The sequence below is a fragment of the Coxiella endosymbiont of Amblyomma americanum genome, assembly GCF_000815025.1.
GTDB lineage: Bacteria > Pseudomonadota > Gammaproteobacteria > Coxiellales > Coxiellaceae > Coxiella.
This window is the reverse complement of the sequence record NZ_CP007541.1, coordinates 200,684-222,665: the sequence shown is the minus strand read 5'-3', so window position 1 is coordinate 222,665 and position 21,982 is coordinate 200,684. Positions and strand designations below refer to the sequence as shown.

The following is a 21,982-nucleotide window of genomic DNA, read 5'->3' as shown; positions in this document are numbered from 1 at the left end:
ACAGTTTAAAACATAAAACACACACTACATTGAATACAAGATTTACAGAAGAATACTTGTTATTGTACATTATATAGTAAATTAGATATGAAACCTAAGAGAAAGATAATGCATTATCTACAAAATTTTATTGAAAAAGCTTATAAAAACAAAAATAACTTTACCAGTAATAACACTCCAGAAAAAGTTCGTAAAGCCATACATAAAACTATTGAACTTCTTGATCAAGGGGAAATTCGCGTTGCAGAGAAAAAAAATGGGCATTGGATAACTAATGAATGGACTAAAATGGCCATTTTACTTTACTTTAAAACCGAACCCTATAAAATCTTTAAAGCAAATTATGCTTCTTTTTACGACAAAATTCCTTTGAAAAACAATAATCACACTGAATTTAAAAAAATGAGTACTCGTATTGTTCCACACGCTATCGTACGAAAAGGTGCTTATTTAGCGAAAAATACAGTACTTATGCCTAGTTATATTAATATTGGTGCCTACATAAATTCAGGAAGTTTAATTGACACTTGGGCAACAATAGGCTCGTGTGCTCAAATCGGTAGAAACGTTCATATTTCTGGTGGTACAGGCATTGGTGGAGTTCTTGAGCCTCTACAAACACACCCTACTATTATTGAAGATAATTGTTTTATTGGCGCTCGTTCAGAAATTACAGAAGGAGTAATAGTTGAAAAAGGTGCTGTAATTTCTATGGGCGTTTTCATTGGACAAAGTACTCCGATTTATAATCGATTTACTAAGCAAATTATCTATGGACGAGTTCCTGCTGGTTCTGTAGTAATATCTGGAAGTCTACTCTCTAAGTGGGGAGGCTATAACCAATATAGCGCTATTATAATTAAACAAGTAGATAAAAGAACTCAAAGCAAAACCTCTTTGAACGCACTTTTAAGAGAAAGTAGACATGAATAAAACATTAAAACTTCTAAAACAGCTAATTGCTTGTCCTTCTATTACTCCAAATGACGCAGGTTGTCAAGATATTTTAATTAGATATCTGAACGCTTCAGAGTTTCTATGTGAACGCTTATCTTTTTCAAAAGTTAATAATCTTTGGGCTTGGCATAGTAGCAAGCGGAGTGGCAGCTCTACCCCTTTTTTTGTCTTTGTAGGACATACTGATGTTGTTCCTCCTGGTGATGCAGCACAATGGAAATACCCACCTTTCATTCCAACTGAAAAAAATGGATATCTTTATGGACGAGGAGCTACAGATATGAAAAGCGGACTATCCGCCATGGTCATTGCAGCTAAGAAATTTGTTAAGCAATATTCCAATCATAATGGCACAATTGGTTTTATTATTACAAGTGATGAAGAAGGTCTAGCAAACAATGGAACATATAAAGTAGTAGAATATTTGAAAAAAAGAAACATAAAAATGAATTATTGCATTGTTGGAGAAGCTAGCAGCAATAAAATCTTAGGAGATGCTATTAAAATTGGACGCCGAGGATCCTTACACGGCTATCTCACTATTTTTGGTAAGCAAGGGCACATTGCTTATCCTCATCTAGCTGATAATCCTATTCATCAGTGTTTCCAAGTATTTAATGCATTAGTGAATACTGCCTGGGATCACGGGAATAGTTTCTTTACGCCGACTTCTTTACAATTTTATAATATTGAATCTAATAGTAGAGCTACTAATGTCATTCCAGAAAGATTAGAAGCCAAATTTAATTTTCGATTCGCACCCATTCACTCTCCAAAAGTACTTCAAAAAAAATTTGAGGGAATTCTTAATAGACATCAAATAAAATATGATGTTCAGTGGAAAATTGCCAGTCAACCATTTTTTAATAGTAAAACTAAATTAGTAGCTATTGCCCGTCGAGCAATTAGAGAGATTTGTAAATGTGAAACTGAGCTTAACACTTATGGAGGTACTTCTGATGGAAGGTTTCTCGCTTCTACCGGTTGCGAAGTTATTGAATTAGGCCCCATTAATAAAACAGCTCACCTTATTAATGAGAATACGCTTATTTCAGATCTCAATATTCTTTCTACAGTATATTTTCAAATTCTTAAAAGTGTACTCTGTTAACTGGAGTACAATAACATTCTAATTAAATTTGCACATTGAAACATTCTAGTTTAGTCTTGCATTCCTTTTGTTAAAAATAAAAATATTAAGGAGAGGTGCTTGAGCTTGGTTAAAAAGGCGCGACTGGAAATCGCGTGTACGGAATCGTTTTTCGTACCGAGGGTTCAAATCCCTCCCTCTCCGTTAATCTTATTTATATTGTTAAAAGTACTAAGTATAATAGAAAGGAGAGACCTGCGTCTGGCTGTTATGTATTATGTATGCTACACTGCAGAAACGTGAGAGTGGGTGTTCTACAAAAAGTAGAACCTTTTCTATATAAGAATTTTTTGTAAAGATTAGTGTTGAGTAAATAACCAATTGATATCAGAGATCCCATTTCTATCTGTTCGATTTTTTTATTCTATTAGATCGTGTTTTAATTAAAAGCAGAAATATTTTAGAAATAATAAGATTTTTATGACGACTATTCATCAAGTCTTAGCACGAAAATGGCGTCCTCGGTGCTTTGAAGAAGTTATTGGCCAAATATTTGTTGTTCAGGCCTTGCGCAATGCTTTAAATCAAAAATACCTTCATCATGCCTATCTTTTTACAGGACCTAGTGGTGTCGGAAAAACAACTTTTGGACGTATACTTGTAAAATGTCTTAATTGCGAGAATAATGGAATTAGTGATAGTCCATGTCATATCTGTAATAGTTGTCAGGAAATTGATTCTGGACGATCTCCGGATTTTTTAGAAGTAGACGCAGCTTCACGTACTAAAGTAGAAGATTTGCGAGAATTACTCGATAATGTTCAATACATGCCAACAAAAGGTCGATTCAAAGTTTACTTGATCGATGAAGTGCATATGCTCTCTGGACATAGTTTTAATGCTTTGCTTAAAACCCTAGAAGAACCTCCTAGTCATGTAAAATTTATCCTTGCTACTACTAATCGTTATAAGTTACCAATTACTGTATTATCGCGATGTTTACAGTTCCATCTTACTCTGCTTTTACCAAAGCAAATTACTATTCATTGTCAGTATATCTTACAAAAAGAAAATATTGAGTTTGAAAAGTCTGCACTTGCTTTGTTAGCTCGTGCTGCCAATGGCAATATGCGCGACGCTCTCAGTCTTTTAGATCAAAGTATAATTTATGGCAATGGTAAAGTTCTTACCAACTATGTCAAAGATATGCTGGGAATTATTGATCCATCTTTACTATTTGATATTCTTGAATCTATTGCCTGGGAAAAGGGAAACGATCTGTTAAATTATATTAACAGACTTGCCCAACAAGGCATTGATTTTTCTAATGCTTTAGCCGAATTATTAACGTTACTTCATGAGATAGCCGTGATTCAAGTAGTTCCTGATGCTAAAATTAAAGACAACTGTGCACGATTACATCAACTAGCTAATTTATTTCATTGTGAGGATATTCAACTTTTTTATCAAATTGGTCTATTAGGACAACGAGATTTACCTTATTCTCCAAGTCCGAAAATGGGATTTGAAATGACGCTATTACGCATGTTTACTTTTTATCCAGAAGTATCTATTACTAAAATTAAAAACGAATTCACTAAAAAAACTTGTAATAAAGTTTAAAGCGTTTATCGAATCAACGCTTATTCGTAGCTCAATCTTTCAAACAAAATCGTAGAATAAGGAAAATTTCGCTCTTTTTAGTTAAAGCAAAAACATTGTATTCGTATTCGAAAAACCGAAATACATGCCTACGCGTGCTATTAAAGCATTTTTAATAAAAATTTTTAAGATTTTGAATAATTGAGAAGACGCATAGGAGGATGATACGCACTACAATACAGTCTTTTTACTTAATCAGGGAAATATTATTTCTTTAAATAGTTGTTCCATTGAGCTTTTATAGATTATGATTATTATAGTCACGATTTGTTGTAATAAGTAAATCGTAAAGTACAGTAGACTGTAGTCAAGGTTATTTTCTTCGCTTCACAAGTGTTTTTTAGAAATTTACGTGTTTAGTCCATTAGTAAAACAACTTATAACTGCACTGCAAAACTTACCCGGTGTAGGACCTAAATCCGCACAGAGAATGGCTTTTCATGTTCTTGCAAAATCCGAGCGCGCCAAAGGATTAATGCTAGCTAAATCCTTACATTCTGCTATTAGCAGGGTAGGAGAATGCCAATTATGCAGAAACTATACTGAACAAAATTTGTGTGACATTTGCTGCAGTAAAAAGCGTAATGCGACGTTTTTATGTGTTGTCGAAAGTCCAGCTGATGTAGTTGCTATAGAACAAGCTCAGATTTATTCAGGTCGTTATTTTGTACTTCAAGGACATTTATCTCCTTTAGATGGAATAGGACCTAAAGAAATTAGTATTCCTGTGCTTTTCGATCGTTTACAGAATGAATCTATCACGGAGCTGATTATTGCTACTAATGCAACTGTAGAGGGTAAAGCCACAGCTTATTATATTGCAAATCATATTGACAAGACTAAAATAAAATGTTCACGAATTGCGCACGGTGTGCCAGTTGGTGGTGAATTAGAATATCTTGATGGCGGTACTTTAAGTCACGCTTTCCATGCCAGAGTACTTATGAAAAATTAGGATTAACTCAATACATCATAATAATAGAAGGAAAAACAATGGTTGATAGCAAATTCAATTTTGATCGTTTAATGCAAAATACAAAAAAAATCCAAGAAATCATGAAAAAAGCCCAAGAAGAATTATCGACAATTGAAGTTACTGGTGAATCCGGTGCAGGTATGGTAAGAGTTACCGTTACCGCTCAACACGAAATTGTCAAGTTAGTTCTCTCTGACGAACTGTTAAAAGAAAGAAAAGAAATTATTGAAGATCTCATAAAAGCAGCTTTGAATAACGCTAATCATAGAATAATGCAAATTACCCAAGAAAAAATAATCTTTTCTGGAAAATTTTTTCACAGTAATAACGAAAGTAACGTCAAGAAATAACGCGAAAGTTAAGAAAAATTACAATAAGGAAAAGCATATCAAGCATAAGCTTTACAGATTATTCTATAATCTTGGACAAATAAGATTACAGTTGAAGTGTGTCGCGTATAAGAAGATATCTCTTGCTTTTCCCAAGCGACATTAAAAGAGAAAAGGGGTAGGGTAGGATTATTGTTCGTTGCAGTAAGAGACGCATATAAAAATCAACTTTTCTTTTGAATACTGGGCCAAGCACTCAGTATCGTTTTTATTAATGTAGCTAATGGAATAGAAAAAAATATGCCCCAGAATCCCCAAATCTCCCCAAAGATTAAGGCCGATAGAAGAATAATAACAGGGTGGAGATCCATAGCTTCTGAAAAGAGCAGAGGTACTAATAAATTCCCATCTAAGGTAACGATCAAAACATAAGTAATCATTAGATAAATAAAATACGTGGATAAGAATCCCCATTGCATTAATCCAACCATAGTAATGGGAACTGCAATAATAACCGCACCGACATAAGGCACAATTACAGACAAACCTAACAATACACCTAACAAAAAGGCATATTGTAACCCTAATAGTGCAAAAGCGAGCACAGAAATACAGCTAACAATAATTATCTCAATTACTCGTCCTCGAACATAAACACCAATTTTTTGATTCACTTCATACCAGACCATTTGAATAAGACCACGACGTTCCGGCAAAAAACGACTGAGACAAACGCTAATAGCTTTACTATCTTTTAAAAAGAAAAATACAAGTAAAGGTACTAATACAAAATAGAGAATAATTTCAATAACATTAGGAATTGACGCCAATGAAAAAGATAAAATAAACTGTCCGATTCTTACTAATTTCTGATGTAAATAAGTGCCAATATTAGTAATGGGATTAATAGGAAATAATTTTGGATAGTGATACGTAAGTTCATTCATCCATAACTGTCCTTTAGTAATAGCCCTAGGTAATTCATGCACCATACCTATAAGTTGTTTCCACATTAACGGTAACAAACTAAAGAGAGCCAGTACAAAAAGACCTATAAGGAAAAGATAAACTACAGAGATAGCAAGCCACCTAGGAAACCACCATCTTTCTAACCACTGCACTGGTGCAGAAAAGAGATAAGCAAATACTATGCTCACTATCACCGGTAACAAAAACTTTCCAAAAAACTCAAATAGCAAAAACCCAAATACTAAAGTGAAAAAAAGCGCCAGCGCCTCGGGATCTGAAAAATGGCGAATAAACCAGCTAGAAATACATTGTAAAATGGGATTTCTACTACCGCTATGCACTAACTTTTATTTTCCTCATACTCTCTACCATCATTATTGCTGCGTTTACTACCTCAGCTCCCTTATTACCTCTCCTTCCTCCCGCTCTATCAACAGCCTGTTCTTTATTTTTAGTAGTCAAAATACCAAAGATAACTGGCACTTCATATTCTAATGCTACAAATTGACATCCTAAGCTTACTTGTTGACAAACGTAATCATAATGATTAGTTTCACCGCGAATTACTGCTCCAAAACACATAATAGCATCATACTGTTTAGTTTTTGCTAGTTGTTTTGCTATCAATGGAACTTCTACAGCCCCTGGTACCCAAACTTTTTTTATATGATCTTCTTTAATGCCTAACTGTGACAAACGATAGCAAGCTCCAGATAACAATTTCTCTGTTATCATTCGATTAAACTGGCTGTTTACAATGGCCAATTTAGGTAGATACATCATTAATCACCTCTGTTGTCAAGTTTAACAAGTGTCCAAGTTTTTCTCTTTTTGTTTTTAGATAACGAATATTATCACATGTCGGCATAGTTTCTAGAGCTACTCGTTTAGAAACTTCAATACCATAACGGCTCAAACCTATTACTTTTTTAGGATTATTAGTTAATAAACAAATCTTTTGCACTCCTAAGATTCGTAATATCTGTGCCGCTAATCCATAATCGCGTAAATCTGCTTGAAAACCAAGGTGATCATTCGCTTCTACTGTATCTAAACCCCGTTCTTGTAAAGCATAGGCCTTTATTTTATTTCCTAAACCTATACCTCGTCCCTCCTGGCGTAGATAAAGTAGAATGCCTCCTTGTGAGGATATTTTATCTACAGCAGCTGCTAATTGCCAACCGCAATCACAACGAGAAGAGCCAAATACATCACCAGTCAAACATTCTGAATGAATTCGTACTAAACAAAGGTTTTCTATTTTCTTTTTTTGACTAATTAAAGCCACGTGTTCTAAATTATCAATTTTGCTACGAAATACTTTAATTGTATATTTTCCTCTATTTTTAAGGGGTAAAGTTGAAGCAGAAATTTCATCAATTAAAACTTCACAATTAATGCGATATGTAATCAAATCATGAATACTAACAAGTGGAAGCTGATAACGCGCAGAAAACTGCTGTAAATCAGGTAATCGTGCCATTTCGCCATCTTCTTTCAGAATTTCACATAGAACAGCAGCTGGTTTCAGGTTTGCTAAACGACATAAATCAACACTTCCTTCGGTGTGTCCAGGGCGAGCTAAGACTCCACCATCCATTGCTTTTAAAGGAAACACATGTCCAGGCATAACAATATCATCGGGACCACTTTTTTCATCAACAGCAATACAAATTGTACGTGCTCGATCTTGCGCTGAGATTCCTGTTGTAACGCCATACGCCCCTTCAATAGAAACTCCAAAAGGCGTTTGATAACGAGACTTATTTCGACTTGCCATCATAGGAATACCTAATCGTTCAAAGTCACTGGATACCATCGGCAAACAAATTAAGCCTCTTCCATGCTGTGCCATAAAATTAATATGATCAGGTGTAATATGTACAGCGGCAACAATCAGATCACCTTCATTTTCACGGGACTCATCATCAACTAAAATAATCATCCCTCCTTCACGCAAAATCTTTAAAGCTGTTTCAATACTATCAAACGCTCTTTTCATCAGATACTATCTCCCGTGTTGTTTGAGCAACAATCTTTGCTATTAAATCAAACTCAACATTCACTACGTGCCCTACTATTAAGTTTTTTAAATTTGTTTTCTTTAAAGTGTGGGGGATTAACATTACCGAAAAAGTGTTTTTCGTTATATTGTTAACTGTTAGACTTACTCCACTTATAGATACACTACCTTTTTTTATTAAATAACACCGAACTTCTTTTGAGATACCTACAAAAATCGCTTGAACGAATTCACTTTGTTTATTAGATTGTAATAATGCTACTGTAACAGTTTGGTCGACATGGCCTGTGACAAAATGTCCTCCCATTCGATCCATCAATCGTAGAGCACGCTCTAAATTTACTAAATCTCCTACTTTATAAAGACGCGCAGAAGTGTGTGACACAGTTTCAGAAGATAACTCACAAAAAAAATTACTTGACTGTGTTTTTGCCACTGTCACGCAAACCCCATCCATTGCAATGCTTTCCCCAATTTGTAAATCGAAAAACTTTGTTTCAATATGTACCACTGCTAGTTGTGGCAATATCTCAACAGATCTCACTTTTCCGCAGTGATCAACAATGCCAGTAAACATGTTTACAACACTCCACTACAAAAAATACCCGCCATGTTAAAAAATCGGACCAGAACGCTCGTTTACTTAAAGACTTGCTACAGTAAGACTCTACTCAAAAAGAAAAAAATCTAATCTTCAAACTTAAGATTTGAGAGTAATTCCTAAATTTAGCCTCACTGGAGGGAGCCACCTCCCTAAGAACCCTTCATTTCGAAGGCCTTTTCTACAGATGTACAATAAGCAAATCCTATTAGCAAGTCAATATTTGCTTTAGACCTTCACAACATTATTAGTAAAATCTCTACTCAACTATTATATTAACAAAATTTGATATCGCATACTGCATCCTTTCCATATTGATTCCATTGAATATGGTATTTTTGAAAATTAAACGACATTTGAAAAATAGAATTAGATGGATCCCCTAAAATCTTAGGGGCAATGTAAATTAAAGCACGTTGAATTAATTTTTTATACAGAAAAGATTGAAAGCATTTTTTACCAGCTTCTATCCATAGATCGTGAATACCACTTTTTCCAATCACATTGATTACTTCATCGAGGTCTAAATTACCTGTTTCAGTTTCTCTAACTTCAACACAATGGACGTTTCTTTTAATAAGAGCTTGTTTACGCTGTTTATTAGCAAATTTTGTATGAAACACAACTAATTTCTCAGCGGTTTGATGAACGCGCGCGTTTAATGGTAATCTTAAATTAGAATCGAGAACATAAATTGGCTTTTTTATTATTTCACCGGCAAGACGTACATTCATTTGAGGATTATCACATAATATCGTACTTATTGTAGTGAGCAAAGCATCACTTTTTTTTCGAAATGTGTGAGTATAGCAGTTTAATTCTTTTCCAGTTAAAAAGATTGGCTCTCCTCTCATTCCCGTAGCTTTCCCATCTAAACTAAGTGCTAATTTAATAGTTACCCAAGGTCTTTTATTAGTGATCCAATAGGCATAACTTTCATAAAAGGATTTAATTTTAGGAAGATTTACCAAAAAACAATTAATTCCTGATTCCTGTAATGTTTGGGCTCCTTTGTTAAAGACATCTGGATTAGGATCAATGGACCCATAGTAGACTGCTTTTATTCCGGTTTTCGTAATTAATTCGGTACACGGTGGTGTTTTTCCATAGTGACAACAAGGTTCTAAAGTTACATATAAATTTGCTCCTTTTGCGTTATCACCAGCTGCATTAATAGCTTCTACCTCTGCATGAGGTAACCCACTTTTTTTATGTAAGCCCACAGAAATAATTTGATCGTCTTTGACTAAGATAGCTCCCACTGCAGGATTAGGTGCGCAAAATCCACGTCGAGCCTCTGCAAGTTTTAATGCTTTTTCTAGATAAATTTTAGAATTACTCATCATTACCGGTTATTCGTAAAAAATTCGAAAATTTAGAGATTACAATACCAAATTGGCAAACGGATTGCACATGCTGTAACTAAAAATCTGTTGTTCACTAATTAATGAATAAACCCATGTCTGAGAACAGTCTATTTAACATACAGTCTCTAGAATTCAGCTTGGAAAGATTACTATTATGAAGCAAATAATCACCTTTTTATTTTTCATTAAGTAACGTATCAATCGCATTATTACATCATTTTGATGATTATTTGAAAGTTAAACTTGCAAAATACGGTAGTTTATTTTACTTCTTTAAAGAAATGAATTTCAAAGTTTTAAATTACAAAAATTCTTTCTTACATATTGCTAAAATCCCTGATACTATTATTAATGAACTGTATCTTGGTTGGTTCAATGCGATTCAAATAAGGTATATTATGCCACAAACACGTAAGCGGAATTTACCTACGTATGAAGGTTTGATACGTTATGCTAGAGCACTTGGCTTTGGAGACATTCATACCAAAATTGATCCCAAAAACGGATTGCAAGCTATTATTGCTATTCACAGTACCAAACGAGGACCTGCTATTGGAGGTTGTCGTTTTTATAGTTATAATTCAATAAATTTAGCATTGAAGGATGCTTTACGCTTATCTTATATGATGACTCTAAAAGCTGCTTTTAGCGATCTTCCTCACGGAGGAGCTAAAGCTGTTATCATAAAACCCCTTACCGTTACTTACGATCGCGCAGCTCTTTTCCGCTCTTTTGGTGATTTTATTCACGATATGCACGGGCGATATATTACAGCAATGGATATTGGAACAACAACAAAAGATATGGATATTATCGCCGAACGTACGTTACATGTCATTGGTGCTGCCGGAACCGATACAATGCAAGAGGATCCGTCTCCTTTTACTGCGAAAGGTGTTTTTCGTGGATTGGAGGCGGCTGTTAAATTTAAATGGAATCGTGACAGCGTAGAAGGTCTACATGTTGCTATACAGGGTGCCGGTAAAACCGCTTACTATTTAGCTCAACTTTTATATTCACAAGGAGCTATTATTACTGTCTGTGATCTTAATCCAGAAGCAACACAGCGATTTTTAAACGAATTTAAGGCAAACATAGTGCACCCTAAAGACATTTACGATGTAAAATGTGATATTTTTTCACCTGCAGCTATTGGCGGTATTATCAATCTAAACACGCTTAGTCGAATTAGAGCTGACATTATCGCGGGCCCAGCTAATAACCAACTTGCTCATAGAAAATATGGTATCGTCGCTCATCGACTCGGATTACTTTATGTTCCTGACTATGTTATCAACGCAGGGGGATTGATTCAATCAGCTGCTATTTATGATTATCATGACATTAATATCGCTCGTAAATTAATCGAAAAATTATACGATCGCCTTTTAGAATTATTTACGCGTTCCTTAAAAGACAATAAATCAACTATAGAAGTAGCCGACCTAATGACTAGGGAGAAACTTAGCGATTCAAGTTGTAATGACTTGGAGACAGCATGGCACCAAAAATAATGACCACCGTTTCTGATTTTACTGTTAGACATTTGCAATTTCTTAACGAAAATAGTCATCCCTCTCAGCCTTTTCCTGAATTTGCAAATTCAGAGACTCTATTATACCTCTATCATCAAATGTCTTTAATTCGTCACTTTGACAGTAAAGCTATTAACCTTCAGCGTACCGGAAAAATAGGCACTTATCCTTCTTCTCTAGGTCAAGAAGCAATAGGTATTGGTATGGGAAACGCTATGCAGGTTGAAGATGTTTTCTGTCCTTATTATCGTGATCAAGGAGCCTGGCTCGAGCGTGGAATAAAATTATCAGAATTTTTAGCCTACTGGGGAGGAGATGAACAAAGTAACAACTATTTTAACCCTGCAGTTAGAGAAGATTTTCCCAATTGTATTCCGATTGCAGGACAATTACTGCATGCAGTTGGTATTGCGTACGCAATAAAATACCGAAAACAATGTCGCGCTGTGGTAACCATCTGTGGAGATGGTGGTACTTCTAAAGGTGATTTTTACGAAGCAATTAATTTAGCAGGATGTTGGAAACTACCAGTAGTTTTCGTTATTAATAATAATCAATGGGCTATTTCTGTGCATCGTAATCAACAAACCGCTTGTCGCACGTTGGCTCAAAAAGCTATTGCTGGAGGGTTTGATGGATATCAAGTAGATGGCAACGATATCATCGCTGTTCGCTATGCAGTTTCTGAAGCTCTAAAAAAGGCTCGCTCAGGAAACGGTCCTACATTGATTGAGGCTATCACTTATCGCTTATGCGGTCACACCACTGCTGATGATGCAAGTCGTTATGTATCTACTAAAGATCTGGAAATAGCTTGGGGACTTGAACCTATTACCCGTCTTAGGCGCTATTTAGAATCACAAAAACTATGGTCAAAAGATAAAGAAATAGAATTAAAAATTGAAGTAACTACTCAGGTGAATAAAATTATAGCAGAGTTTCTTGATAGACCGGTTCCGAAACCAACGGACATATTCGATTATCTGTATGAAGAATTACCTCAATCAATCAAAAAACAACGGAACGCACTTACACTTGGAATAGAAAATGAATCGGATTACACTAATTGAAGCTATTAATCAAGCACTAACCTATGAAATGGCACGAGATAATTCGGTTATTGTATTAGGAGAAGATGTAGGTATTAATGGAGGTGTTTTCCGAGCTACCATGGGATTGCTGGAAAAGTTTGGTTCAGAGCGAGTTTTGGATACACCAATAGCCGAAAGCGCGATTTCAGGAATCTCAGTAGGGATGGCGGCACAAGGGTTGAAACCTGTTGCCGAATTCCAATTTGGAGGATTCATTTATTCTGGTTTTGATCATATTATCAGTCACGCAGCGCGATTAAGAAATCGCACTCGAGGTCGATTACATTGTCCTATAGTTTATCGTGTTCCCTTTGGAGGAGGTATTCGTGCTCCAGAACATCATTCAGAAAGTATGGAAGCATTATTCGCTCACATCCCGGGATTAAGAGTCGTCATTCCTTCTTCTCCTGATAAAGCATATCGTCTATTATTGGCTTCTATTCGTAATGCAGATCCAGTCCTTTTTTTAGAACCAAAGCGCATCTACCGACTAGTAAAACAAAAAGTTCTTAATAATGGGAAAGCGCTTCCTTTAGACCAATGTTTTCTTTTACGTAGTGGTTTTGATGTGACCTTAATTACTTGGGGAGCAATGATTAAAGAAACTATGGAAGCAACCCATCAGCTTGCTCAAGAAGGTATTAAAGCAGAAATAATCGATGTCGCTACTATTAAACCGCTAGATATGGATACAATTTTATCTTCGGTAGAAAAGACTGGGCGTTGTTTAATTATCCATGAAGCGCCATTAACTGGTGGAGTTGGAGCTGAGATTTCAGCTAACATTGCTGAACAAGGTTTGTTCTCTTTATTAGCTCCTATTAAACGTATAACCGGGTATGATACCATAATGCCCTATTTCCAGCTAGAAAAAGAGTATATACCAAGTGCTAATCGGATTGTGCGAGCTGTACGATCTTTGATGGAATTTTCCTAATGAAAGTATTTAAGTTACCCGATCTAGGAGAAGGCTTACCTGATGCAATAATTCGTGAATGGCATGTAAAAGAAGGTGATAAAGTTATTGTGGATCAGCCGTTGGTTTCTATGGAAACAGCAAAAGCTCTTGTGGATGTTCCTTCTCCTGTTTCCGGGAAAATCGTAAGATTATTTGGCAAAATAGGAGATACTATTAAAACCGACTGTCCTCTTATTGGTTTTGAAGAAACATTTGAAACAAAAAACCCCGAATTCTCTACTAAAACGGCTACCAACGTTATTAAAAGTGATCATGTTATCTTAAAAAGTCTTGATCATCATGTTACACATAAGCCAAAAAGAATAAGATCTATCAGGGCCACACCAGCCATTCGTAAGCTTGCTAAACAACTCGGCGTAGATCTCTCTAAAATTAAACCTCGAAACAGCATAATCACTTCTGATTTAGTTAAGAAAGCTTTTCAATTACAACAAATTTCCTTACAAAATTCTAATTTATCCAATGTACGACAAGCGATGGCATTTAATATGAGTCAATCTCATCGTGACGTCGTTCCTGTTAGCTTGTCGGATGATGCAGATATTCATATTTGGGAAAGCCGGCAAGATATTTCAATACGATTAATTCGAGCTATTGAAAAGGCTTGTATAACAATTCCTATTATGAATGCTTATTTTGATGGCAACAAAATGAGCTATCAAATAAAAAAACACATTAATATTGGAATTGCGATTGATACTCCTAACGGTCTATATGTTCCAGTTTTAAAAGACATAGCTCATAAAGATGATAATGCGCTACGTCAAAAAATTAATCATTTTAAAGAAATGGCACAAACGCAGAGTTTGCGCTTTGAAGATCTTCAGGGTGCAACAATTATGCTGTCTAATTTTGGAATGTTTGCGGGACGTTATGCTAACCCTATTGTTTTGCCACCTCTGGTCACAGTAGTAGGTGCAGGTCGTGTGCGGGAGCAAGTAGTACCCTCTGACAATGGACAACCAGCAGTTCATCGAATATTACCACTATCTATAACTAGTGATCATCGCATTATCACCGGTGGGGAAATTGCCCGATTTTTGAAGGAATTAATTAACGCATTAGAGAAAAAAAAGAGCAATCTGTAAGATTTATTTTTATTTTGGTGTAAGACCCGTAAACTAAAAGATAGGCTGTCGACTGAAATCGAACTCGTCGTACTGAATGAATTATAATCTTTAATCTACCCACGTTCGCGCGTTATAGAACATACGCATCCAAGGACTTATTTCACCCCAGTTTTTTGGATGCCAAGACAACTGAATTGTGCGGAAAACTCTTTCAGGATGAGGCATAAGAATGGTGATACGACCATCTGGAGTGGTGAGACCAGTGATTCCAATTGGACTTCCATTAGGATTTTCTGGATAACGCATAGTGGGTAAACCATAAGAATTGATATATTGCAAAACAATAAGTTTGTTTTCTTTTACTTTTTGTTCTTTTCCTTCTTCAAACACAGCTCGTCCTTCACCGTGTGAAACTACAATCGGAAGGCGACTGCCGCTCATCTCTCGAAAAAAAAGAGAAGGAGATTCTGGAATTTCTACTAAAGACAGACGTGCTTCAAATTGTTCCGATGTATTACGTTCAAAAACAGGCCAATCTCCAGCACCTGGAATTATTGATTTTAAATGCGAAAAAAGTTGACATCCGTTGCATACACCTAAAGCAAAACGATCTTTACTTTGGAAAAATAAGGAAAATTCATCAGAAATTCTCGGTTGCATCAAAATTGACTGTGCCCATCCACGGCCAGCACCTAGAACGTCTCCAAAAGAAAATCCCCCACAAGCGACTATCCCATTAAATTTTCTTAAATTAATAATATAATCATTCTTTAGCAGATCACTCATATGAACATCAACACTATCAAAACCTGCAAAACAAAAAGCTGCAGCCATTTCTCTATGACCATTACTACCTTGCTCACGTAAAATAGCGACAAGAGGACGCTCTCCTACGTTAATACAAGGAGGCGAGGAAAATGACTGATTATCAAAGGTACTCAATACTATGCGTTCAGGATGATCGTCATCTAATAATTTATCGTACTGTTGCTTGGCACAAATTGGATTATCTCGTAGCGCTTGTAACCTGTAACTTGTTTCACTCCACCATTGTTGTAATGTAACACGTGCTTCCTGAAAAATTACTTTTCCTTTATAGGTTATAACAAAAGTATCTGTTCTATTAATCTCTCCGACAATATGTGTATGTTTTTTCAATCCATATGTCTTTAAAATTGCCAATACATCAATAATATGTTCTTTTTTAATTTGAATGACAGATCCTAAAGCTTCAGTAAATATACTAGCTATTGGGTTGTTTCCTAAAGAACATATCTCAACAGTAATTCCAGTGTGTGCAGCAAAAGACATTTCACATAAAGTAGCTAATAATCCTCCGTCGGAGCGATCGTGATAAGCCAATAATAATTTTCTACGATTAAGTATTTGAATCGCTAGAAAAAAATTGCGCAACAAATGAGGATCATCAACATCAGGTGATTTATCCCCTAATTCATCGTAAACCTGCGTTAAACACGAACCCCCTAGCAAATGCGTTCCTTTACCTAAATCAATAAATAATAATTGAGTCTTTTCTATATCAATTTGTAATTGTGGAGTAAGCGTATAACGAACATCTAAAACAGGTGCAGTAGCTGTGATAATTAAAGAAAGAGGTGAGATTACCCTGTGTTTTTGATTTCCCTCCCTCCAAGAGGTATACATAGACAAAGAATCTTTTCCTACTGGAATACAAATTCCCAACGTAGGACACAATTCTTTTGCAACTGCTCGAACGGCCTCATATAAATTTACTCCTTCTCCTGGAAAATTTTCCGCCATCATCCAATTTGCTGATAACACCACTTGAGATATTTTATTAATCGGTGCTGCGGCTATATTAGTAATCGCTTCACCAACTGCCATTCTAGCTGACGCAACAGAGCTAATCATAGCTATGGGAGCCCTTTCACCAATTGACAAAGCCTGTCCTTGATAGCCAAAAAAGCTATCTGCTATCACAGCCAGATCTGCTACTGGCACTTGCCAAGGACCTATCATTTGATCACGCACTACTTTACCACCAACAGAACGATCACTAATAGTAATTAAAAAACTTTTGTCTGCCACTGCAGGATATTGTAAAACTCGCTTGACAGCATCAGTTAAATTTATATTGTTAACATTAAATGGAAATAATTTAAAGGATCGCCTCCGGTCCTCCCGTTGTATCGAAGGCACGTCGTCGAATAATAAAGACAATGGCACATTGACAGGATAAGAATGAAAATGATTATCATGTACTACCAGTTTCTTCTGTTGCTTTGCGTATCCAACAATTGCAAAAGGACACCGCTCACGTTCGGCAATGGAGCGAAAAACTTCTAGTTTTTCTACTGTAATAGCAAGAACAAATCTTTCTTGTGCCTCATTGCACCATATTTCTAATGGAGTCATTCCAGGCGCATCATTAGGAATATCTCGTAATTCGAACTCTCCTCCACATTCACTAGCCGCAATTAATTCTGGAAAAGCATTTGATAAACCACCAGAACCCACATCATGAATACTTAAAATAGGATTTGCTTTCCCTAGTTCAATACATCCATTAATTAATTCTTGCGCACGACGTTGCATTTCTGGGTTTGAACGTTGCACAGACGACAAATCTAAAACCTTAGTAGTTATATTATCCGCTTCTGCTCCCTCCCCTCGGGAGGAGGCAGACCCCCCCCCTAAACCTACAGTCATCGAAGGCCCACCAATAACTATTAATAATGTATTTTTTTCAAAAGATTGTTTACTAACTTGTGAACTATAAATTTGTCCGATGCCGCCAGATATCATAATGGGCTTATGATATCCATAAGCAATAGTTTCTTCTTTCGTGTCATTTTCTATGAATAAGTTTCCTTTGTATTCCAATGTTCGGAAATAACCACAAATATTTGGCCGTCCAAATTCGTTATTGAATGAAGCTGCTCCAATTGGCCCTTGTAAAATAATTTCTAAAGGAGACGCTAATGCTCTTGGATGTTTAAAATCTTTTTCCCACGGCTGAGAAAAACCAGGAATGTGAAGATGAGAAACAGAAAATCCCGTTAGACCTGCTTGACTTTGTCCACCTCGACCTGTTGCTATTGCATCTCGAATTTCACCTCCGCTTCCTGTTGCTGCCCCAGAAAATGGAGACATAGCAGTGGGATAATTATGTGTTTCAACTTTTAGAACTTTGTGTAAGTACGCCCTTTTGTACTTATAGTAACGAGAAACGGAATTAATTGTGAGAGTAAAACCAATAGAACCTTTAATAATTGCTGCGTTGTCATGATAAGCTACTAAAATTTGTTTTGGATGCATCTGATAAGTGTAACGAATCATTGTGAATAGCGTTTCGTCTTTTAAGGTTCCATCAATTCGCCATTTTGCATTAAAAATCCTATGTCGGCAGTGTTCAGAATTTATCTGAGCAAACATCATTAATTCTACATCTGTCGGATTACGGTTTAATTGGTGAAAAGCTGTTAACAAATACTGAAGATCTTTATCGGTTAATGTAAGACCTAATAATTGATTTGCTTGTAATAAAGCAATTTTTCCTTTTTCTAATAGATTAACGTAAGAAAAACTTAAAAGCGTCGGATATTGAAATATATGCGTTAAGTTATCCAAGGAGAATAAAATTGATTCGGTTAGTGGATCATATAATTCCGTTACTATTTGAGAATTCTTTTTATTCTTATTAGAAATTCCGAACAGCTGATAGAAAATCCCTCGTTCTATCCGAGCGAGAGAGAGCCCGCAGTTACGTGCAATTTCAGTAGTTTTTACTGACCATGGAGAAATAGTTCCCAAACGAGGCAGTACCCAAAATGAAAACTTTTCAGATAGTATTGGATAATCAGAAAGACGAGCATTTGGCAATAGACTTTCTAATTGACTTTGTTTTTTAGAAGATAAAGGTTTTTTGCATGCAACAAAATAAACATATATTGCTTCAATAACACAGACTTCTGGGTATTTTCGTTGCAGATGTTGTAAAATTTTCTGTTGACGAAGTGGTGTATAAACTGGCGAACCTTTTAAGAACAAAACGTCTAAATTCAAACTATCCACCTCATTTCCTTACCTCATTTTTCTTTAGATTTCTATAGAGAGAATAAGGAGTTATTAAGAACGCAACTTTAATTAAATATTAATATTTAAAAGTCATGTAAAAATCTACAGTTTTAAACTCCCTACTTTTTAAGAAGACATAAGTATTTATTTTGAAAACGTACATTTACCAATAAACCTAGTACATATTAAACACGTTGGTACTTTAGTACAAAAAAATACCAAGATAAAGCGTTAACAAAGATGTTCCTAAAAATCTTTTTATCAAACCAACTGATGTAAAAGAAATCCAGTCATTATTGTTGCTCTTTCCTTTGATTTTTAAAACGTTCACCAGATTGTGACAATTCTTTTTCTGCTGCACTTTTGTCTTCCCATCCATGTACTTTAACCCATTTATTAGACTCTAAATCTTTATAGTGTTCAAAGAAATGAGTAATATTATCCAATAATAATGGCGATACATCTTCGATAGAACGAATAAATCTATACTCTCTACAGACTTTATCTAGAGGAAATGTCAAAATCTTGTTGTCTTTTCCCGCTTCATCTTCCATGCGGATTAAACCTACCGCTCGAACACGAACTAAAACCCCGGGCTGTATTGACACTGGCGTAATCACTAATGCGTCCAGTGGATCACCATCTTCAGCCAGAGTATCTTGTACAAAACCATAATTGCAGGGGTATTGCATAGCTGTCAATATAAACCGATCTACAATCAAGCAACGAGTTTTTTCATTGTATTCATACTTAACGCTACCTTTCATAGAAATTTCAATCATCACATTAAAATTGTCGACATTGCTATTATTCGCTGAAGCCATAAGCATAAAATTTTCCTTAGTAAAGAAGACCACAAAAGTATACCAGGTTTAAAAATTTGATAAAATAGTAATAAAAATTGCTAAATGCTTATTTTTATCAAAATCATACTAATCAACAATAAAAAGATACATAATTCCATGACTAACAAAGTACAATAATTTGATTAATAATTGTCTAACCTAAGCAGTACTTTTTTATAAAAAAGTAGATAACCCAATTATAGTGAGCAGTCAATCGACTTGTCTAAACTAATGAAAATCGAATTTTATTAAAACGTTATTAACCATTATGTTACAGCATTTTTAATGCTAATTTCGCTGTTTTTATAGAAGCCCCACTACCGCCTAATCTATCTCGCAGAGAAAGTAATTTATCCAAAAAAGATTTTCGATAAGAGTAATCTTTTAATAATAAACAGATTTCATCAGCAATAGCTTGAGGAGTGGCTTGATGTTGAATAAATTCAGGTACAATATATTCTTTAGCTATTAAATTAGGCAATCCAATAAACGGAACTCGGATAAGTTGTTTGCTTAACCAATAAGTAAACGGAGATACCTTATACAAAATAACAAAGGGGACCTGGTATAAAGCGATTTCTAATGTAACTGTTCCAGAAACAGCAATGGCGGCGTCACATATAGACAATACATTATAAGTATTATCTACATCGATTTTAATATCTAGAAGTTCATAATTTTGAATATATAAAAGAGAAGCATTAGACGCGAGAGACAATATTAATTGAACATTAGGAATACAATTTTTTATCAGACGAGTAGCAGAAATAATAACAGGTAACAAACGAGTAATCTCATGATAACGACTTCCAGGAAATAAACCAATAGAAATGTTTTCTGCTGATAAACCTAATTTTTTATAAACTATCTCTCGCGATAAAGTGGGGATAGCAATATCAATTAATGGATGTCCAACTAAACTTACAGGCACGTTTTCTCGTTGATATAATTTTTCCTCAAATGAAAAAAGAACTGCCATATGATCTACATATTTTTTTATTTTTTTAATGCGATTGTACCTCCATGCCCAAATTTGGGGACTTATGTAATACAAAACTTTTATTCCTATTTTTTTAGCCTGCTTAGCTATATGTAAATTCAATCCTGGATAATCAATAAGAATTATCAAATCAGGTTGATCAGTTTCCAATCGATGTTTTAGAAGATACAAAGCCTTCAAAATATCACTTAATTTGGTAATTATTTCTGATATTCCGACAACTGCAAGTTTTTCAATTTCAACAAAAAGCTCAACTCCGACTTCTTTCATTTTTTTCCCACCAATACCAAAAAGCCTTAATTGTGGAGCAAGAGATTTTAATGACTTTGCAAGATGAGAACCAAATAAATCGCCGGAGAGTTCTCCAGCAATAATCATAATTTTTTTTTCGTAAACATCCATTCAGAAACTAAAAATTGAAGAAATTGGGGATTGTGCGTTAGTTTTTTGTACAATTAATGAAATTTCTAAAGCTGTTGCCAGAGCCCGTTTCCCTTCTTCTCCAGAAACTAAAGGAACTTTATTATGAATAATAGCATTAAGAAAAGCTGATATTTGATCCAGTAAAGCATCACCTTGTACACATTTTTCCATTTGACAAATAATTTTTGGCATTTCTGTACACACCTCTTGAGTTCCTTTTTGATAAATAGCAACCTTTTTGCTAGCAAGATCAACAGTAATGTAGTTGTCACGCTGGAGAATTTTCAACTTTCGCTCAGTTCTTAAATTTACACGACTAGCGATTATATTAGCAACACACCCATTTTTAAATACAATACGAGCATTCGCAATATCTATATAAGAAGACAATACAGAAGCACCACTTGCAGAAATATTTTGAATGTCTGATTTTACTATATCTTGAATGATATCGATATCATGAATCATTAAATCTAAAACCACATTAACATCACTACCTCTTAATTTAAAAGGAGAAAGACGTAGTGACTTGATAAATCTAGGATTAGAGATTTGAGACTCTATAGCTCTAACAGCGCTGTTAAAACGTTCTAAATGACCGACTTGGAGAATAACATTAGCCTTTTTAGCAGAAGATATTAAATCATCAGCTTCTTTTAATGAAAGAGCAATAGGTTTCTCTAAAAGGATGTGTACACCATTATCTAAAAAAAAACATCCTATTCTATGATGCAGAGCAGTCGGAACTGTAATGCTCACAGCATCTACTAGCCCAAGAAGGGATTGATAATTGATAACAGGCTTAACTTTTAACTCTTTAGCTTTTGTGTGGCATCTTTCAGAATTAATATCACAAACGGCCACAAGAATTGCATTAGGTAAAGCATCGTATTTTTTTGCATGATATGTACCTAAATAACCCATACCAACAACCGCTGTTCTAATTTTCCTCATAATTTTTTATACTTTAGTAATAATGTGCTTAATTCTAAATATAATTGGTACT

The 21,982-nt window shown here is 35.1% G+C and carries 18 protein-coding genes and 1 tRNA gene; 10 read left to right on the top strand and 9 right to left on the bottom strand.

All coding sequences use genetic code 11. From position 1 onward, the window contains the following. The first annotated feature begins 108 nt into the window (after positions 1-108). The 6 genes from dapD (at position 109) to Z664_RS00980 (ending at position 5,035) form a co-directional block, all read left to right on the top strand. Positions 109-933 carry a 2,3,4,5-tetrahydropyridine-2,6-dicarboxylate N-succinyltransferase gene (gene dapD / locus Z664_RS01005; protein ID WP_039669875.1) on the top strand — a complete coding sequence of 275 codons (825 nt, stop codon included), beginning with the start codon at positions 109-111 and terminating at the stop codon, positions 931-933. Next, the gene (dapE, locus tag Z664_RS01000) at positions 926-2,068 is read left to right on the top strand and encodes a succinyl-diaminopimelate desuccinylase (RefSeq protein ID WP_039669874.1); all 1,143 of its coding nucleotides are present in this window, start codon (positions 926-928) and stop codon (positions 2,066-2,068) included. Before dapD ends, dapE begins: the two co-directional genes overlap by 8 nt. A gap of 89 nt (positions 2,069-2,157) precedes the next feature. Then, positions 2,158-2,251 (top strand) — tRNA-Ser (locus Z664_RS00995). Positions 2,252-2,527: 276 nt separating this feature from the next. Continuing rightward, the gene (dnaX, locus tag Z664_RS00990) at positions 2,528-3,670 is read left to right on the top strand and encodes a DNA polymerase III subunit gamma/tau (protein ID WP_052246317.1); all 1,143 of its coding nucleotides are present in this window, start codon (positions 2,528-2,530) and stop codon (positions 3,668-3,670) included. Positions 3,671-4,061: 391 nt separating this feature from the next. After that, positions 4,062-4,664, top strand: coding sequence for a recombination mediator RecR (recR, locus tag Z664_RS00985; protein WP_039669873.1), 603 nt, complete (start codon positions 4,062-4,064; stop codon positions 4,662-4,664). 38 nt (positions 4,665-4,702) lie between these two features. After that, positions 4,703-5,035: a YbaB/EbfC family nucleoid-associated protein gene (locus tag Z664_RS00980; protein WP_052246316.1), complete on the top strand. Its 333-nt coding sequence runs from the start codon at positions 4,703-4,705 to the stop codon at positions 5,033-5,035. Between the two features lie 203 nt (positions 5,036-5,238). On the opposite strand, the gene Z664_RS00975 is transcribed toward Z664_RS00980, so the two are convergent. The 5 genes from Z664_RS00975 to ribD form a co-directional block, all read right to left on the bottom strand. Next, on the bottom strand, positions 5,239-6,324 hold the full coding sequence (locus Z664_RS00975; protein ID WP_052246315.1) for an AI-2E family transporter: 1,086 nt from the start codon (positions 6,322-6,324) through the stop codon (positions 5,239-5,241). Beyond that, positions 6,317-6,763, bottom strand: coding sequence for a 6,7-dimethyl-8-ribityllumazine synthase (ribH, locus tag Z664_RS00970; RefSeq protein ID WP_245591084.1), 447 nt, complete (start codon positions 6,761-6,763; stop codon positions 6,317-6,319). The genes Z664_RS00975 and ribH overlap by 8 nt, the downstream gene beginning before the upstream one ends. Continuing rightward, on the bottom strand, positions 6,750-7,985 hold the full coding sequence (locus Z664_RS00965) for a bifunctional 3,4-dihydroxy-2-butanone-4-phosphate synthase/GTP cyclohydrolase II (protein WP_039669871.1): 1,236 nt from the start codon (positions 7,983-7,985) through the stop codon (positions 6,750-6,752). Before Z664_RS00965 ends, ribH begins: the two co-directional genes overlap by 14 nt. Beyond that, positions 7,969-8,583 (bottom strand): riboflavin synthase, encoded by a 615-nt coding sequence (locus Z664_RS00960; RefSeq protein ID WP_039669870.1) that lies wholly within the window; start codon positions 8,581-8,583, stop codon positions 7,969-7,971. Before Z664_RS00960 ends, Z664_RS00965 begins: the two co-directional genes overlap by 17 nt. 299 nt (positions 8,584-8,882) lie before the next feature. Beyond that, on the bottom strand, positions 8,883-9,953 hold the full coding sequence (gene ribD, locus Z664_RS00955; protein ID WP_039669869.1) for a bifunctional diaminohydroxyphosphoribosylaminopyrimidine deaminase/5-amino-6-(5-phosphoribosylamino)uracil reductase RibD: 1,071 nt from the start codon (positions 9,951-9,953) through the stop codon (positions 8,883-8,885). A 251-nt stretch (positions 9,954-10,204) separates the two neighbouring features. Between ribD and Z664_RS00950 the strand changes: the two genes are divergently transcribed. Genes Z664_RS00950 through Z664_RS00935 form a run of 4 tightly spaced genes read left to right on the top strand, consistent with a single transcriptional unit; the run spans position 10,205 to position 14,667 of the window. Then, positions 10,205-11,488: a Leu/Phe/Val dehydrogenase gene (locus tag Z664_RS00950; protein WP_230206121.1), complete on the top strand. Its 1,284-nt coding sequence runs from the start codon at positions 10,205-10,207 to the stop codon at positions 11,486-11,488. Beyond that, complete coding sequence (gene pdhA, locus Z664_RS00945; protein ID WP_084588725.1) at positions 11,473-12,579, top strand: pyruvate dehydrogenase (acetyl-transferring) E1 component subunit alpha; 1,107 nt, start codon at positions 11,473-11,475, stop codon at positions 12,577-12,579. The genes Z664_RS00950 and pdhA overlap by 16 nt, the downstream gene beginning before the upstream one ends. Continuing rightward, entirely contained in the window at positions 12,557-13,537 is a 981-nt protein-coding gene (locus Z664_RS00940) for an alpha-ketoacid dehydrogenase subunit beta (protein WP_039669868.1), read from the top strand. Before pdhA ends, Z664_RS00940 begins: the two co-directional genes overlap by 23 nt. Then, the gene (locus tag Z664_RS00935; RefSeq protein ID WP_039669867.1) at positions 13,537-14,667 is read left to right on the top strand and encodes a dihydrolipoamide acetyltransferase family protein; all 1,131 of its coding nucleotides are present in this window, start codon (positions 13,537-13,539) and stop codon (positions 14,665-14,667) included. The genes Z664_RS00940 and Z664_RS00935 overlap by 1 nt, the downstream gene beginning before the upstream one ends. A 90-nt stretch (positions 14,668-14,757) precedes the next feature. Here Z664_RS00935 and purL read toward each other — a convergent pair whose 3' ends face one another. From purL to Z664_RS00915, 4 genes are all read right to left on the bottom strand, one after another. Beyond that, positions 14,758-18,705, bottom strand: coding sequence for a phosphoribosylformylglycinamidine synthase (purL, locus tag Z664_RS00930; protein WP_148115099.1), 3,948 nt, complete (start codon positions 18,703-18,705; stop codon positions 14,758-14,760). Positions 18,706-19,001: 296 nt separating this feature from the next. After that, positions 19,002-19,532: an inorganic diphosphatase gene (gene ppa / locus Z664_RS00925; RefSeq protein ID WP_230206120.1), complete on the bottom strand. Its 531-nt coding sequence runs from the start codon at positions 19,530-19,532 to the stop codon at positions 19,002-19,004. 292 nt (positions 19,533-19,824) lie between these two features. Next, positions 19,825-20,955: a lipid-A-disaccharide synthase gene (lpxB, locus tag Z664_RS00920; protein ID WP_039669865.1), complete on the bottom strand. Its 1,131-nt coding sequence runs from the start codon at positions 20,953-20,955 to the stop codon at positions 19,825-19,827. Beyond that, positions 20,956-21,930, bottom strand: coding sequence for a Gfo/Idh/MocA family protein (locus Z664_RS00915; protein ID WP_039669864.1), 975 nt, complete (start codon positions 21,928-21,930; stop codon positions 20,956-20,958). Positions 21,931-21,982: the final 52 nt, after the last annotated feature.

Coding starts and splice junctions, on each gene's coding strand:
- dapD (WP_039669875.1), top strand. CDS start 109: ATGCATTATCTACAAAATTTTATTGAAAAAGCTTATAAAAACAAAAAT.
- dapE (WP_039669874.1), top strand. CDS start 926: ATGAATAAAACATTAAAACTTCTAAAACAGCTAATTGCTTGTCCTTCT.
- dnaX (WP_052246317.1), top strand. CDS start 2,528: ATGACGACTATTCATCAAGTCTTAGCACGAAAATGGCGTCCTCGGTGC.
- Z664_RS00980 (WP_052246316.1), top strand. CDS start 4,703: ATGGTTGATAGCAAATTCAATTTTGATCGTTTAATGCAAAATACAAAA.
- ribH (WP_245591084.1), bottom strand. CDS start 6,763: ATGTATCTACCTAAATTGGCCATTGTAAACAGCCAGTTTAATCGAATG.
- Z664_RS00965 (WP_039669871.1), bottom strand. CDS start 7,985: ATGAAAAGAGCGTTTGATAGTATTGAAACAGCTTTAAAGATTTTGCGT.
- Z664_RS00960 (WP_039669870.1), bottom strand. CDS start 8,583: ATGTTTACTGGCATTGTTGATCACTGCGGAAAAGTGAGATCTGTTGAG.
- ribD (WP_039669869.1), bottom strand. CDS start 9,953: ATGATGAGTAATTCTAAAATTTATCTAGAAAAAGCATTAAAACTTGCA.
- pdhA (WP_084588725.1), top strand. CDS start 11,473: ATGGCACCAAAAATAATGACCACCGTTTCTGATTTTACTGTTAGACAT.
- Z664_RS00940 (WP_039669868.1), top strand. CDS start 12,557: ATGAATCGGATTACACTAATTGAAGCTATTAATCAAGCACTAACCTAT.
- Z664_RS00935 (WP_039669867.1), top strand. CDS start 13,537: ATGAAAGTATTTAAGTTACCCGATCTAGGAGAAGGCTTACCTGATGCA.
- ppa (WP_230206120.1), bottom strand. CDS start 19,532: ATGGCTTCAGCGAATAATAGCAATGTCGACAATTTTAATGTGATGATT.
- lpxB (WP_039669865.1), bottom strand. CDS start 20,955: ATGGATGTTTACGAAAAAAAAATTATGATTATTGCTGGAGAACTCTCC.
- Z664_RS00915 (WP_039669864.1), bottom strand. CDS start 21,930: ATGAGGAAAATTAGAACAGCGGTTGTTGGTATGGGTTATTTAGGTACA.